The sequence below is a fragment of the Actinokineospora inagensis DSM 44258 genome (genome assembly GCF_000482865.1).
In the GTDB taxonomy this organism is placed as follows: Bacteria; Actinomycetota; Actinomycetes; order Mycobacteriales; family Pseudonocardiaceae; genus Actinokineospora; species Actinokineospora inagensis.
In genome coordinates this window covers 1-14,457 of the sequence record NZ_AXWW01000031.1, presented here as the reverse complement: position 1 = coordinate 14,457, position 14,457 = coordinate 1, and the positions used below count along the sequence as shown (strand labels likewise).

At 70.4% G+C, this 14,457-nt stretch carries 12 protein-coding genes; 8 read left to right on the top strand and 4 right to left on the bottom strand.

Translation table 11 applies throughout. The features are described 5' to 3' along the window. Nucleotides 1-48: 48 nt before the first annotated feature. On the top strand, nucleotides 49-1,383 hold the full coding sequence (locus H504_RS0113620; RefSeq protein WP_026423233.1) for a 3' terminal RNA ribose 2'-O-methyltransferase Hen1: 1,335 nt from the start codon (nucleotides 49-51) through the stop codon (nucleotides 1,381-1,383). Further along, nucleotides 1,383-3,887: a polynucleotide kinase-phosphatase gene (locus H504_RS0113615; RefSeq protein WP_026423232.1), complete on the top strand. Its 2,505-nt coding sequence runs from the start codon at nucleotides 1,383-1,385 to the stop codon at nucleotides 3,885-3,887. The genes H504_RS0113620 and H504_RS0113615 overlap by 1 nt, the downstream gene beginning before the upstream one ends. 1 nt (nucleotide 3,888) lies before the next feature. Here H504_RS0113615 and H504_RS0113610 read toward each other — a convergent pair whose 3' ends face one another. Continuing rightward, on the bottom strand, nucleotides 3,889-4,176 hold the full coding sequence (locus tag H504_RS0113610) for a hypothetical protein (protein WP_026423231.1): 288 nt from the start codon (nucleotides 4,174-4,176) through the stop codon (nucleotides 3,889-3,891). Beyond that, on the bottom strand, nucleotides 4,173-5,054 hold the full coding sequence (mca, locus tag H504_RS0113605; protein WP_026423230.1) for a mycothiol conjugate amidase Mca: 882 nt from the start codon (nucleotides 5,052-5,054) through the stop codon (nucleotides 4,173-4,175). The genes H504_RS0113610 and mca overlap by 4 nt, the downstream gene beginning before the upstream one ends. 127 nt (nucleotides 5,055-5,181) lie before the next feature. Between mca and H504_RS0113600 the strand changes: the two genes are divergently transcribed. After that, nucleotides 5,182-5,622, top strand: a complete 441-nt coding sequence (locus H504_RS0113600) for a DUF4307 domain-containing protein (protein WP_026423229.1) — start codon at nucleotides 5,182-5,184, stop codon at nucleotides 5,620-5,622. A 175-nt stretch (nucleotides 5,623-5,797) separates the two neighbouring features. Next, the gene (greA, locus tag H504_RS0113595; protein ID WP_026423228.1) at nucleotides 5,798-6,292 is read left to right on the top strand and encodes a transcription elongation factor GreA; all 495 of its coding nucleotides are present in this window, start codon (nucleotides 5,798-5,800) and stop codon (nucleotides 6,290-6,292) included. Between the two features lie 539 nt (nucleotides 6,293-6,831). Here the strand turns inward: greA and H504_RS0113590 are convergent. Further along, on the bottom strand, nucleotides 6,832-8,052 hold the full coding sequence (locus H504_RS0113590) for an acetyl-CoA C-acetyltransferase (RefSeq protein WP_026423227.1): 1,221 nt from the start codon (nucleotides 8,050-8,052) through the stop codon (nucleotides 6,832-6,834). Between the two features lie 52 nt (nucleotides 8,053-8,104). Beyond that, a complete protein-coding gene (locus H504_RS34865) occupies nucleotides 8,105-8,917 on the bottom strand; it encodes an SGNH/GDSL hydrolase family protein (RefSeq protein ID WP_035304282.1) in 813 nt (270 codons plus the stop codon). Nucleotides 8,918-9,087: 170 nt separating this feature from the next. On the opposite strand from H504_RS34865, the gene H504_RS0113580 reads away from it, so the two are divergent. From H504_RS0113580 to H504_RS0113565, 4 genes are all read left to right on the top strand, one after another. Next, the gene (locus tag H504_RS0113580; protein ID WP_026423226.1) at nucleotides 9,088-10,467 is read left to right on the top strand and encodes a cystathionine beta-synthase; all 1,380 of its coding nucleotides are present in this window, start codon (nucleotides 9,088-9,090) and stop codon (nucleotides 10,465-10,467) included. 131 nt (nucleotides 10,468-10,598) lie between these two features. Further along, the gene (locus H504_RS0113575; RefSeq protein ID WP_026423225.1) at nucleotides 10,599-11,885 is read left to right on the top strand and encodes a hypothetical protein; all 1,287 of its coding nucleotides are present in this window, start codon (nucleotides 10,599-10,601) and stop codon (nucleotides 11,883-11,885) included. A gap of 85 nt (nucleotides 11,886-11,970) precedes the next feature. Continuing rightward, a complete protein-coding gene (locus tag H504_RS0113570; RefSeq protein ID WP_026423224.1) occupies nucleotides 11,971-12,498 on the top strand; it encodes a hypothetical protein in 528 nt (175 codons plus the stop codon). 66 nt (nucleotides 12,499-12,564) lie between these two features. Then, nucleotides 12,565-13,722, top strand: a complete 1,158-nt coding sequence (locus H504_RS0113565; protein ID WP_026423223.1) for a cystathionine gamma-synthase — start codon at nucleotides 12,565-12,567, stop codon at nucleotides 13,720-13,722. Nucleotides 13,723-14,457 lie beyond the last annotated feature (735 nt).

Genomic DNA, 14,457 nt, shown 5'->3' with positions numbered 1-14,457 from the left:
CCCAAACTCGGCTGACCGGCGTCACGGCCGTCTGCGACACTCCGGCGCGTGCTGCTGACCGTCACCACGACCACACGACCCGCCACCGATCTCGGTTTCCTGCTGTTCAAGCATCCGGACCGGGCGCAAACCTTCAGCACCGCGACGGGCACCGCGCACGTCTTCTACCCGGTGGCCGACGACGCGACCTGCACGGCGGCGTTGCTGCTGGAGGTCGACCCGGTCGCGCTGGCGCAGGGCGGCGGGCGGTACGTCGACGATCGCCCGTACGCGGCGGGGTCGATGCTGGCCGTGGCGCTCGGGGCGGTTTTCCGCACAGCCATGACCGGAAGGTGCGACGCGCGTCCCGAGCTGGCTGGGACGGCGATCCCCCTGGACGTGCGACTACCCGCCGCGTCGTGCCGTGGCGGCGCGGACCTGGCAACCCGGCTGTTCGCACCGCTCGGTTGGCGGGTCGAGGCGCGGCCGGTCCCGTTGGACCCCGCGTTCCCGGAGTGGGGCGAGTCGGACGTCGTCGACCTGCGGCTCACCGGCGAGATGAAGCTGTCGGACGCGCTGCGGCAGCTCTACGTGCTGCTCCCGGTGATGGACGACGCCAAGCACTACTACGTCGGCGCGGACGAGATCGCCAAGCTGGTCCGGATGGGCGGCGACTGGCTGCCCGGTCACCCCGAGCGTGACCTGATCAGCCACCGCTACCTCGCCCACCAGCGCAAGTACGTCCGGACCGCGTTGACGCAGTTGGCCGAACTGGACGGCACCCTGGTCGAGGAGGCACCCACGACCACCCGGCCGCTGGCGGTCGCGCGGGCCGAGGCAGTGGTCCTCGTGTTGCGGGATGTGGGCGCCCGGCGGGTGCTGGACCTCGGCTGCGGCGGCGGCGCGTTGCTGGACCGGCTGGTCGAGGACCCGTCGTTCACCGAGATCGTCGGCACCGACGTGTCGTCGGGCGCGTTGGACGCGGCGGAGCGCAGGTTGTCCAGGCTGCCGGACCGGGCGCGGTCGCGGGTGGCGCTGCGGCACTCGTCGCTGACCTACACCGACCCGGCGCTGGCCGGGTTCGACGCCGCCGTGCTGATGGAGGTCGTCGAGCACCTCGACCCGGGTCGGCTGCCCGCGCTGGAGCGGGTTGTGTTCGAGGCCGCGCACCCGGAGCACGTCGTGGTCACCACCCCGAACGTCGAGTACAACCCGCTGCTGGGTTCGGCGCCGCGCAGGCATCCCGATCACCGGTTCGAGTGGACCAGGGCCGAGTTCCGGAGCTGGGCGGGCGGGGTCGCCGACCGCACCGGCTACTCGGTGGGGTTCCGGCCGGTCGGCCCCGAGCACCCGGACCTGGGCGCTCCCACCCAGATGGCGATCTTCGCCCGGAAGGCGGCGTGATGGACCTGGCGATCCCCGACATGGCGCTGGTGGTGCTGGTCGGCGCCTCGGGCTCGGGCAAGTCGACCTTCGCGCGCAGGCACTTCAAGCCGACCCAGGTGCTCTCCAGCGACTTCTTCCGCGGTCTGGTCAGCGACGACGAGAACGACCAGGGCGCGAGCGCGGCGGCCTTCGACGCGCTGCACTTCGTGGCCGGCAAGCGTTTGCGGGCCGGGTTGGTGACCGTGGTCGACGCGACCAACACCCAGCGCGGGCCGCGGGCCGAGCTGGTCAGGCTGGCCAGGGAGCACGACGTGCTGCCGGTCGCGATCGTGCTCGACCTGCCGGAGTCGGTGTGCGCGCGGCGAAACGCCCAGCGGCCGGACCGGGACTTCGGCGCGCACGTGGTGCACCGGCACGTCGGCGAACTGCGCCAGTCGGTCGGGAACCTGGCCAAGGAGGGCTTCCGGCGGGTGCACGTGCTGCGCGGTGAGTCCGAAGTGGACACCGCGCGGATCGTGGTCGACCCGTTGCGCAACGACCTGCGCGGCGAGACCGGCCCGTTCGACGTGCTCGGCGACGTGCACGGCTGCCGCGCCGAACTGGAGGAACTGCTCGGCGAGCTGGGCTACGCGATCACCCGGGACGACCGGGGCAGGCCGGTCGGCGCGAGCCACCCGGCGGGCCGCCGGGCCGTGTTCGTCGGCGACCTGGTGGACCGCGGTCCGGACACCCCGGGCGTGCTGCGACTGGCGATGGGCATGGTGGCGGCCGGTACCGCGCTCGCCGTCGCGGGCAACCACGAGGTCAAGCTCGTGCGGGCGTTGAGCGGCAAGAAGGTCGCGGTGCGCCACGGTCTCGCCGAGTCGTTGGCGCAATTGGAAACCGAGGACGCGGCGTTCGTCAGCCGTGCCCAGTCCTTTTGCGACGGACTGGTGGCGCACTACGTGCTCGACGGCGGCGCGCTCGTCGTGGCGCACGCCGGTCTTCCCGAGCAGTACCACGGGCGCGCGTCCGGCCGGGTCCGGTCGTTCGCGATGTACGGGGACACGACCGGCGAGACCGACGAGTACGGCCTGCCGGTCCGCTATCCCTGGGCCCAGGACTACCGCGGCCGCGCCATGGTCCTCTATGGACACACGCCGACCCCCGACGCCGAGTGGGTCAACGGGACCATGTGCCTGGACACCGGGTGCGTGTTCGGCGGCAGGCTGACCGCACTGCGGTATCCCGAGCGTGAGCTGGTTTCCGTTGCCGCGCACCAAGTCTGGTACGAGCCCGTGCGCCCGCTGGTGGCCGCCGTGCCCGAACGCGAGCCGACGGCGTTGGCGCTGGGCGACGTCATCGGCAAACGGATCGTGGAGACCTCGGCGCAAGGCGCGGTCACCGTGCGCGGCGAGCAGTCGGCGGCGGCGCTGGAGGTGATGAGCCGGTTCGCGGTCGACCCGCGCTGGCTGGTCTACCTGCCGCCGACGATGGCCCCCGCCGACACCCACCCGGACGGCGACCACCTGGAGCACCCGCGCGAGGCGTTCGCCGGGTACGGGCCGCTTCCGGTGCTGTGCGAGGAGAAGCACATGGGTTCGCGGGCGGTCGTGTTGGCCACCCGGGCACCCGAGGTCGGACCGCGGCGGTTCGCGATCGAGGGCGACGGGGCGGTGTACACCCGCACCGGTCGCCCGTTCTTCGACGAGGCGACGACGGCGGTCCTGCTGGACCGGGTGCGCGCGGCGGTCGACTGGGACGCGTTGGGGTCGGACTGGGTGCTGCTCGACGCGGAGTTGTTGCCGTGGAACGCCAAGGCGGCGGACCTGATCACCGACCAGTTCGCCGCCGTGGGTGCCGCCGCGCACGCCGCGCTGCCGTCCGCGATCTCGTCGCTGGCAGCGGCGGTCGCCAGGGGTGTGCCGGTCGCGGACCTGTTGTCGCGCACCGAGTCCCGACTTGACAACGCGTCGGCGTTCCGGGACGCCTACCGCCGGTACTGCTGGCCGACGTCCGGTGTGGACGGTGTGCGGCTGGCACCGTTCCAGGTGCTCGCCACCGAGGGCCGGACCTATCAGGACCGGCCGCACACTTGGCACTTGGACTTCGCGGACCGCCTGCGCGAGGCCGATCCGGACCTGTTCACCTCGACCCGGCGGTTGGCCGTCGACCCGACGGACCCGGCCTCGGTCGCCGACGGGGTGGCCTGGTGGGCGGCGCTGACGGCGGACGGCGGTGAGGGGATGGTCGTGAAACCGGCCGCCAACTTCGTCCGCATAGGACGGAAGCTCACGTTGCCGGGCCTGAAGGTGCGCGGCCGCGACTACCTGCGGGTGGTCTACGGCCCGGACTACACCGAGCACCTGCCCCGGCTGCGCGGGCGCAAACTCGGCACCAAGCGGTCGCTGGCGCTGCGCGAGTACGCGCTGGGCCTGGAAGCCCTGGAGCGGTGGGCCAGGGCGGAACCGCTCTGGCGGGTGCACGAGTGCGTGTTCGCCGTGCTGGCCCTGGAGTCCGAGCCGGTCGACCCGAGGCTGTAGGTCAGCCCTGCTTGTCCGCCGGGTCCTTGTCCGCGGTCGCCGACCCAGACGCGGACTCGGGCTCGGACTCGGCGGGCGGGTCGAAGCTGGTCGGGAGCCGCTTCAGGTGCTTGGTCATGGAGCGGATCAGGAACGCCACCGCGATGAAGAACAGCACCAGGACGAGGAAGCCGAGCGGCGAGGACTTGCCGAAGTCCTCGCCCTGGCCGCCCTTGTCCTGCGGGCCCGGCGGGGGCGGCGTGGGGGTCTGGACCTCGGCGAAGGTGACCGGGAACGCCGGGCCGATCACAGCGCGGCCTTGGCGCTGACCCCGGAGAACAGGTCGTCCTCGGGCAGGGTGCTGTCCACCAGCGACCGGACCAGCTCGTACTCCTCGTACGGCCACACCTCGCGCTGCAGGTCCATCGGGACGGCGAACCACCGGCTGTCCGGGTCGATCTGGGTGGCGTGCGCGAGCAGCGCGGCGTCGCGGACCTCGAAGTACTCACCGCACTCGACGCGGGTGGTGACCCGGTGCGCGATGTCGCCGCGGTCGGCGGGCCAGTTCGCCAGCCACTCCGTGTACGGCGACTCCAGGCCGCGCTCCAGCAGCGCCTCGTGCATGGCGACCAGACGGGCGCGGCTGAAGCCGTGCGAGTAGTACAGCTTCAACGGCGCCCACGGCTCCCCCGCCTCCGGGTACAGCTCCGGGTCGCCCGCGGCCTCGAACGCGGCGACCGACACCTCGTGGCAGCGGATGTGGTCGGGGTGCGGGTAGCCGCCGTTCTCGTCGTAGGTGATGACGACGTGCGGGCGGAACTCGCGCATCGCGGCGACCAGCGGCGGCACCGACTCCTCCAGCGGCACGAGCGCGAAGCAGCCGTCGGGCAGCGGCGGCTTCGGGTCGCCCTCGGGCAGCCCGGAGTCGACGAAGCCGAGCCAGCGGTGCCGGACGCCGAGGATCTCCGCGGCCTTGGCCATCTCCTGCCTGCGGATGCCCGGGATGTCGGCGGTGATCTCGGGGCGGTCCATGGCCGGGTTGAGGATGTCCCCGCGCTCGCCGCCGGTGCAGGTCACGACCATCACCTCGTGGCCGTCGGCGACGTACTTGGCCATCGTCGCCGCGCCCTTGCTCGACTCGTCGTCGGGGTGGGCGTGCACGGCCATCAAACGCAACTGCTCGGACATGGTCCTCCTCGGCCCCTCCTGGTGCGCGGTTCCGCGGTCAGCGGATACTCGACCCGGACACTCGCAACGCCCGGCGCCGGGACCATTGTTCCCGCCGGTCGGACCGCCCGCGTCAGGAGGCCCCGCTATGACCGCCGCAGGCCGCGCCCTGCCCGAGGGCCGCTACGGGCGGCAACGCCCCGCGCGCTCGCGCCGGATGGTCGCGACGCTCACCGCGTGCGGGCTGGTCGTGGGGGTGGTGGTGGCCTACGTCGGGTACCGGAACCTGGGGACGTCCTCTGTCGACGCTGAGCGCACCGCGTTCAGCAGTCAGCCCGGTAACCGGATGAAGATGACGATAACGGTGACCAGGGACACTCCCGAGAAGGCCGCCGTGTGTGTGGTGCGGGTAAGAGGTGCGGACGGCCAGGAGAACGGGCGCAAAGAGGTGTACGTGCCCCCGGGGGGTGCCTCCGTGCAGGTGTCCACCGTTGTCCGCGGCACGACCGAGCCGGTCACCGCCGACGTGTTCGGCTGCTCGTACCAGGTGCCCGCATACCTGTCCACAGCCCAGCCGCCAACGGGGTGAACTATGCCCCAGAACCTCGTCAACCGGGCAAAACAGTCGTTATAGCACGTGTGTTCGTGGTACCCTCGAAGACCTGCACGGCCCCTAGGAGGGCCGTGTTTTTCCATTCCGGGCGCACCACGAAGGCCCGGACCCCAGCCCGTGACCACGGGCAGAGGAGTACGACGAGGAGTTGGTGACCGTGAGCGACACCCAGGTGACCTGGTTGACCCAGGAGGCCTACAACCGGCTCAAGCAAGAGCTCGACGAGCTGATTGAGAACCGCCCGGTCATCGCCCAGAAGATCAACACCAGCCGCGAGGAAGGCGACCTCAAGGAGAACGGCGGCTACCACGCCGCCCGCGAGGAGCAGGGGCAGCAGGAAGCCCGCATCCGGCACCTGCAGGAGCTCCTGCGCGGCGCGAAGGTCGGCGAGGCCCCGGCGAACGACGGGATCGCGGAACCGGGAATGGTGCTGACGGTTCGCTACGACGGGGACGACGAGGAAGAGGTCTTCCTGCTGGCGACGCGTGAAGAGGGCGGGGAGGGCGAGCTGGAGGTGTACTCGCCGGAATCGCCGCTGGGGCGGGCATTGCTGGGGGCGAAGGAAGGCGAGACCCGGGAGTACGAGCTGCCGAACGGGAAGACGCAGAAGGTGATGTTGACGAAGGCTGTGCCGTACAGCGGGTGAGCGTGTGTGGATGGCCACCCCCGGTGTGGATGGGGGTGGCTTTTTCTTTGCTGTCTGGGCTGTCGGTGCTCGTGGGTAAGCTGTGTATTTGGGGGCTTTGCTGCTGGTTGATCTTGTCGGGCTGATCTTGGTGTGAGGGGTCTCTGGGCCTCGGCTGCGCCTCGGGGGTCGGCCTGGTCGCCTTCGGCGACGCCGGCCTCGGGCGCCAGATTAAAGCTGAAGTGCCCGTTGTGGTGAAGTTGTTTTGTTTGGGGCCCCTAGCGGCAGCCTGGGTAAGGCTAAAAGGCGGGGCCACTGGAAAGCGTGGCCTTACCCGCCTGCCGGCTTAGGCCACCGCTCCCCCCAAACAAAACAACTTCACCACAACGGGCGGTTGGGATCGGCGGGTCCCGAGGCGCGCGGGGTGGGCTGGCGGCTTTTGTCGATGTGGGGCGGGCTTTTTTTGAGGCGTGCGGTGCGGGGGTGGCGCTTCGTCGATGGGGTGTGTGCGGTGGTGGTGATGGTGGTGGTGGTGGTGGTGGTGGTGTTTTTGTTGTTTTTTAGCTTAGGCGTTCGAGGATTATGGCCATGCCTTGGCCGCCGCCGACGCACATTGATTCTAGTCCGATTGACTTGTCGTGCCATTGGAGGGAGTTGATGAGGGTGGTGGTGATGCGGGCGCCGGTCATGCCGAAGGGGTGGCCGATGGCGATGGCGCCGCCGTTGACGTTCAGTTTTTCTTCGGGGATGTTGAGGTCGTGGGCGGAGGGGATTACTTGGGCGGCGAAGGCCTCGTTGATTTCTACGAGGTCGATGTCGGCGATGGACATGCCTGCGCGGGCCAGTGCCTGCCGTGATGCTGCTACGGGGCCTAGGCCCATGATTTCCGGGGAGAGGGCCGATACGCCGGTTGACACGATGCGGGCCAGGGGGGTGAGGCCGAGGGTGGCGGCTTTCGTGTCGGACATGATGATGAGGGCGGCGGCGCCGTCGTTCAGGGGGCAGCAGTTGCCTGCGGTGACTCGGCCGTCGGGGCGGAAGACGGGGGTCAGGGTGGCCGTCTTCTCGTAGGTCACGCCGGGGCGGGGGCCGTCGTCCGTATCCACCACGCGGCCGTCGGGGAGGGTTACCGGGGTGATTTCGCGGGCCCAGAAACCGTCTTTTATCGCTTGTTCGGTGAGGTTTTGGGAGCGCACGCCGAAGTGGTCCATTTCTTCGCGGGTGATGCCCTTGGCGAGCGCGAGGTTTTCGGCGGTTTGACCCATGGCGATGTAGGCGTCGGGGACCATGCCACTGGCGCGGGGGTCGTGCCAGGAATCGGAGCCGGATTGGGCGGCGGTGGCGGTGCGGGCCTCGGCTTCGACGAAAATGGGGTTGTGGGTGTTGGGCCAGGAGTCGGAGCTGCCGTTGACGAAACGGGAGACCGTTTCCACCCCGGCGGAGATGAAGACATCTCCCTCGCCCGCCTTGATGGCGTGGAAGGCCATGCGGGTGGTCTGCAGGGAAGAGGCGCAGTAGCGGGTGACCGTGCAGCCGGGGAGGGAGTCGTAGCCGAGGAGCACGGCGACGATGCGGGCCATGTTGTTGCCGGACTCGCCGCCGGGGAGGCCGCAGCCGAGCATGAGGTCGTCGATGTCGGCGGGGTCCAGGGCCGGGACGCGGTCGAGGGCGGCGCGGACCAACTGGGCGGTGAGGTCGTCGGGGCGGATGTCGACCAGGGAGCCCTTGTGCGCGCGCCCGATCGGGGAGCGGACCGCGGCGACGATGACGGCCTCGGGCATGGCAACTCCTTCGCAGGTGGGTCACCACGGATATTACCCACGAGTAAGCGGGTCAGCCGGGTGTCACCGCACTGTTCCACAGACCGGCGGCACGGCACAGCGGGGCGAGCAGCACGGCGGCGGCGAGGGCGTAGCCGGTTCCGTTGGGGTGGAAGCGGTCCGGGCTGAACAGCTCGCGCGGGCGGGTCTGGAAGTGCCGGGCCAACAAGGTCAACGGCACCACCGCGGCACCGCTGCCCGCCAGGGCGCGGGCCTGCGCCCGGCCCAGCGCCAGGCTCCACCGGCGGGCCAGCGCGCGCAGCGGCTGCGGGATGGGTTCGACGGTGCCGAGGTCGGGGCAGGTGCCGACGACGACGCGGGTTCCGGCGGCGACCAGCCTGCGCACCTCGGCGGCCAGCAGCCCGGCGCAGACGTGCACGCCGCGGCGGGCGGTGACGTCGTTCCCGCCGACCATGACCAGCGCCACCCGGGGCGGGTCGAGCAGGGCGCGGTCCACCTGGGCGGCCAGGTCCGTGGTGCGGGACCCGCTGACGGCGTACGTGGTCAGCCGCACCGGGGTGGTCATCTCCTCGGCGAGGCCGCGCGCCAGCAGCACGCCAGGCAGGAGCTCGGGGGTCTCGGCGCCCAGGCCCGCCGCGCTGGAGTCGCCGAAGACGGCGAAGGTGAGCGCGTCACCGACGGCGACCGGGCCGGTACCGTCCGGCAGGTAGCCGCCGTCGGCGTTGAAGGGCTGGTCGCGTGGGGCGCCGATGAGCAGGCGGGCGTGCCGGGACTGCGACTGCAGCAGGGAGTACGCCGCGCCGGAGAGGCCACCGACGGAGCCCGCCGCCAACGCGGCCACCCAGAGTGCGCGAATCCGGTACATGTGTGCCCCCTCACCACGACCAAAGGTGACTGTCTCAGACCTATCGCCCCGGCGGTCCCGTTCCTTACGAAAGATGTGGGACGGAACGCGGCGGTCGGGTCGGCGGCAGGCGGCCGGGATACGCTGCCAGCAGATCGGAACGACGGGCCCGAACCCCTGGAGGACCCCCGGTGGAGTACGTCGAGCACATCATCGATCTCGTCGGTGACACGCCCCTGGTGAAGCTGAACTCGCTGGCCGCGGGGCTCGCCCCGACCGTGCTGGCGAAGGTCGAGTACTTCAACCCCGGCGGCAGCGTCAAGGACCGGATCGCGCTGCGGATGGTGGAGGCGGCGGAGGCGTCCGGCGCGTTGCGTCCGGGTGGGACGATCGTCGAGCCGACGTCCGGCAACACCGGGGTCGGCCTGGCCTTGGTCGCGCAGCGCAAGGGCTACAAGTGCGTGTTCGTCTGCCCGGACAAGGTCAGCGAGGACAAGCGCAACGTCCTCAAGGCGTACGGCGCCGAGGTGGTGGTGTGCCCGACGGCGGTGGCACCGGAGCACCCGGACTCTTACTACAACGTGTCCGACCGGCTCGTCCGCGAGATCGAGGGCGCGTGGAAGCCGAACCAGTACGCCAACCCGGAGAACCCCGCGAGCCACTACCACTCGACGGGGCCGGAGCTGTGGCGGCAGACCGAGGGCCGGATCACGCACTTCGTGGCCGGGGTCGGCACCGGCGGCACCATCTCCGGTACCGGGCGCTACCTGAAGGACGCGTCCGACGGGAAGGTGCGGGTGATCGGCGCGGACCCCGAGGGCTCTGTCTACTCGGGTGGGACCGGTCGGCCTTATCTGGTTGAGGGTGTCGGCGAGGACTTCTGGCCGGAGACCTACGACCGCAGCGTGGCCGACGAGATCATCGCGGTCAGTGACGCCGAATCCTTTGAGGTCACGCGGAGGTTGGCGCGCGAAGAGGGTCTGCTCGTGGGTGGTTCCTGCGGCATGGCCGCCGCCGCCGCGTTGCGGTTGGCGAAGCGGCTCGGTCCGGACGACGTTGTGGTCGTGTTGCTGCCGGACGGCGGTCGCGGCTACCTGTCGAAGGTCTTCAACGACCAGTGGATGGCGCAGTACGGGTTCCTGCCGCCCGAGCACTCCGGGGCAACCGTTGGGGATGTGCTGCGTCGTAAGAGCGTGTCCGGGACGACCATCCCCGACTTCGTGCACGCCCACCCGACGGAGACCGTGGCCGACGCGGTGGCGATCCTGCGCGAGTTCGGGGTCAGCCAGATGCCCGTGGTGAACGCGGAACCCCCGGTGATGGCGGCCGAGGTCGTCGGCGCGGTCAACGAGCGCGACCTGCTGGACGCGCTGTTCACCGGCAAGGCGGCGCTGGCCGACCGGCTCGACCGGCACATGTCCGGTCCGCTGCCCACGATCGGCGCCGGTGAGCAGGTGTCGGCGGCGATGACGGCGCTGACCGACGCCGATGGCGCGCTGGTGCTCGTCGACGGCAAACCGGCCGGAGTGGTCACCAGACAAGATCTGTTGGGCTTCCTCGCGGGACGGTAACGTCCTATGGTCTGCCCGCGAGCCGGCGAGTACACCCGGATAGAGCATCCGATAGCGTTACCCGCAGTGTTACCCGTGTCGTTAAGAGACGTACCAGGTCACGTACCAGGTCAAAAGGGGTGGGAAACCCGATGAGTGCTCCCCAACCGCCGAACCAGCCATGGCAGGGCGGTCAGCCCCAGCAGTGGCCTGGTCAACCCGGCCAGGAACAGCAGCCCTACGGCCAGCCGCAGCCGGGGTACCCGCCGCAGCAGCCGCAGTACCCGACCGGTGGTGACAACGCCGGGGCCGACGGCGTCGAGCGCACCCAGGCGATCCGCCCCGGCCAGCACGCGCCCGGCGAGGACGAGAACAGCGACCGCACCCAGGTGGTGCGCCCGGGTCAGGGTGACGCGACCCAGATGGTGCCGCCGGGCTCGGTCTCGCAGTCGCCGCCGTACGCCCCGCCGCCGAGCGCGGCCGACACGGCGTCGCCCCCCGGTGGGTTCGGCCAGCCGTACGGGCAGCAGCCGCCGCAGCAGCAGTTCGGCCAGCCGCAGGGCGGGTTCGGGCAGCCGTACGGCCAGCAGCCCCCCGGTGGCTACCCGCCGCCCGGTGGCGGTTTCGCCCAGCAGCCCGGTCTCGGCGGCGCCCCCGGCGTCGGCGGCGCGGGCGCGAACACCGGCGTGATCGCGCTGATCGTGCAGGGTGTCGTGGTGCTGCTCGGCCTGATCACGCTGATCATGGGCATCACCTTGGCGTCCGACTTCGGCAGCGCGCCCAGCGTCTCCGACGCCTGCTCGGGTCTGGGTTCCTACCAGGCGCAGTGCGAGGCGAGCGCGCGGGCGGCGGGTTACGTCGGCGGCGGCATGGGCGTCCTCTACGCGCTGCTGATCATCGCGGGCGCGGCGGCGGCCGGGGTGGGCGCGGTGTTCCTGTACCTGCGCAAGACCGCGTTCGCGCACCTGCTGGTGCTCGGCGGCGGCGGTGTGATCCTGCTGGCCTCGATCCTGACCGGCGCGAGCTACGCGTTCATCGGCCGGGTCGTGACGCTGCTGCTGTTCGGCATCGTCATCGCGGCGGCGGGCGCCCTGTTCTTCTTCCCGCAGACCAAGCCGTTCCTGGTGAACAGCCAGCCGCTGGGCAACCTCGGCGGCGGCAGTGGCGGCGGCACCGGTGGCGGTGGCTTCGGCGGGTTCGGGCAGCAGCCGCAGAACTTCGGCCAGCCGCAGCAGGGAGGGTTCGGGCAGCCGCAGCAGGCCCAGCAGCAGCCGTACGGCCAGCCGCAGCCCGGTTACGGCCAGCCGCAGCAGCCCCCGCCGCCCGGGTTCGGGCAGCCGCAGCAGGGTTACGGCCAGCAGCCGCCCCCGCCGCCCGGTGGCGGGTTCGGCCAGCAGCCCCCCGGTGGGCAGCAGCAGCCGCCCCAGCAGTGGAGCTGACGAGATTTTCCCGGAAAGGCCCCGGCAACCCGCCGGGGCCTTTCCGCGTCTCTGGGGGTGTCACCGAGGCGAGGGGAACAAAACCATGAGCTACCAAGGGAATTACCCGCAACAGGCCTACTACCCGTCCTTCCGGCCGTCGGTTCCGGGCAGCCCGGCGACATCGGTCGTCGCCGGTGTCCTGGGGTTGGCCGTCGCGGGTGGACTGGCCGGGTCGACCGGCGAGTTCTTCGGCCAGGTGTTGAAGTTCATCAGCTTCACCGACCTGCCCGCCGGGATGCAGGCGCTCTACGCGGGCAGGCTGGTGGTCGCGGCGCTCGCGCTGGTCGGGGCGCTGCTGCTGTTCACCCGCCGGATGGCCGGGGCCGCTCTCGTTGCCGTGTCGGCGTTCCTGGGTGTCGTCGCGATCGTGGTCGAGCCGTTCGTGTCGGAGGTGCTGTCGTCGGTGCAGGTCAGCCTCGCCGACTACTTCAAGCAGATGTTCACCTTCGAGCAGACCTACCTGACCCTGCTGGCGGCGGCCGGGGTCGCCGGGGTGCTGGCGTTCGTGTTCGCGATCGTGCCGTCCACCCCGAGGTGGCTGCGCGGCCGAACCGCTCACTCGATCGGTTGATATTCCTGACAATGGGAAGGCTCCCACATTGTGGTGGGGGCGGGGGGCACCCGTAGCCTGGGTGCCATGGTTGACGAGACGGCGCGCTGGGGTTTCGAGACCCGGGCCATCCACGCTGGGCAGACCCCCGACCCGCGTACCGGCGCGGTCATCGTGCCCATCTACGCCACCTCCACCTTCGCCCAGGACGGCGTCGGCGGTCTGCGCGACGGCGGCTACGAGTACTCCCGCAGCGCCAACCCGACCCGGACGGCGCTGGAAGAGGCCCTCGCGGCCCTGGAGGGCGGCAAGTACGGCCTGGCCTTCGCGTCCGGCCTCGCCGCCTCCGACGTCGCACTGCGCACCATGACCCGGCCCGGCGACCACGTCGTGCTCGGCAACGACGCGTACGGCGGGACCTTCCGGCTGCTGGACAAGGTGCTCACCCAGTGGGGGGTCGAGTACTCCGCCGTCAACCTGGCCGACCCGGCGGCCACGCGGGCCGCGATCCGACCGAACACGAAGGTGATCTGGTCGGAGACACCGACGAACCCGCTGCTCGGGATCGTGGACATCGCCGCATTGGCGACGGTCGCGGCGGAGGCGGGCGCGAAGCTGGTCATCGACAACACTTTCGCGACGCCGTACCTGCAGTCACCGCTCGGTCTCGGGGCGGACGTGGTGCTGCACTCGACGACGAAGTACCTGGGTGGGCACTCGGACGTCGTCGGCGGGGCGCTCATCACGTCGGACGACGCGTTGCGGGAGGGGTTCGCGTTCCTGCGGAACGCGGGCGGGGCGGTTCCGGGGCCGTTCGACGCGTGGCTGACGTTGCGCGGCGCGAAGACACTGGCGTTGCGGATGGAAAAGCACAGCGACAACGCCGAGCGGGTGGTCGAGGCGTTGGTGGGGCATCGGCGGGTGACTCGGGTTTATTACCCGGGGTTGGCTGAGCATCCGGGGCACGAGATCGCCGCGAAGCAGATGCGGCGGTTTGGCGGGATGGTGTCGTTCGCTGTAGCGGGGGGTGAAGAGGCGGCGTTGGCAGTGGCGGCGCGGACTCGGTTGTTTATTCTGGCTGAGTCATTGGGGGGGATTGAGTCGTTGATCGAACACCCGGGGAAGATGACGCACGCGAGCACCACGGGGTCGCCGTTGCAGATTTCCGGGGATATTTTGCGGTTGTCGGTGGGGATTGAGGACAGTGCGGATTTGGTGGCTGATTTGTTGAAGGCGTTGGACTGAGGGCTGGGGCTGTTGGCGCTCGCGTAGTGGTTGATCATGGTCGTGGGTCGGCCGGCTGATCTTGTCGGTGGGGTTGGATAGGGTGTGCATTTGGGGGCTTTGCTGCGGGTTTGATCATGGTTGTGGGTCGGCGGGGTGATCTTGTCGGTGGGGTTGGCTAGGGTGTGTGTTCGGGGGCTTTGTTCTCGGTTGATCTTGGTGTGAGGGGTCACTGGGCCTCGGCTTCGCCTCGGGGGTCGGCCTGGTCGCCTGGCGGCGACGCCGGCCATTGGCGCCAGATGAAAGCGGTGGTGCCCGTTGTGGTGAAGTTGTTTTGTTTGGGGCCCCTAGCGGTAGCCTGGGTAAGGCTAAAAGGCGGGGCCACTGGAAAAGCGTGGCCTTACCCGCCAGCCGGCTTAGGCCACCGCTCCCCCCAAACAAAACAACTTCACCACAACGGGCGGTTGGGATCGGCGGGTTTCGAGGCGCGCGGTGCGGGGGTGGTGCTTCGTCGATCTGTGCGGGCTTGTTTTGAGGCGCGCGGGGCGGGCTGGCGGCCTTCGTCGATGTGAGGCGGGGTTTTCGAGGCGCTGCGGGGCGGGCTAGCGGCCTTCGTCGATGTGGGGTGGGGTTTCGAGGCGCGCGGTGCTGGTTGGTTGTGGCGCTTCGTCGATCTGTGCGGGCTTGTTTTGAGGCGCGCGGTGCCGGGGTGGCGCTTCGTCGATAGTGGGTCGTGGGTCGACCTGGGGTGGGGGG

Bases quoted from the DNA above. Each gene is read 5' to 3' on its own strand.
- H504_RS0113600 (WP_026423229.1), top strand. From the start codon at position 5,182: ATGACCGCCGCAGGCCGCGCCCTGCCCGAGGGCCGCTACGGGCGGCAA.
- H504_RS0113570 (WP_026423224.1), top strand. From the start codon at position 11,971: ATGAGCTACCAAGGGAATTACCCGCAACAGGCCTACTACCCGTCCTTC.
- H504_RS0113590 (WP_026423227.1), bottom strand. From the start codon at position 8,052: ATGCCCGAGGCCGTCATCGTCGCCGCGGTCCGCTCCCCGATCGGGCGC.
- H504_RS0113575 (WP_026423225.1), top strand. From the start codon at position 10,599: ATGAGTGCTCCCCAACCGCCGAACCAGCCATGGCAGGGCGGTCAGCCC.
- H504_RS34865 (WP_035304282.1), bottom strand. From the start codon at position 8,917: ATGTACCGGATTCGCGCACTCTGGGTGGCCGCGTTGGCGGCGGGCTCC.
- H504_RS0113565 (WP_026423223.1), top strand. From the start codon at position 12,565: ATGGTTGACGAGACGGCGCGCTGGGGTTTCGAGACCCGGGCCATCCAC.
- mca (WP_026423230.1), bottom strand. From the start codon at position 5,054: ATGTCCGAGCAGTTGCGTTTGATGGCCGTGCACGCCCACCCCGACGAC.
- H504_RS0113615 (WP_026423232.1), top strand. From the start codon at position 1,383: ATGGACCTGGCGATCCCCGACATGGCGCTGGTGGTGCTGGTCGGCGCC.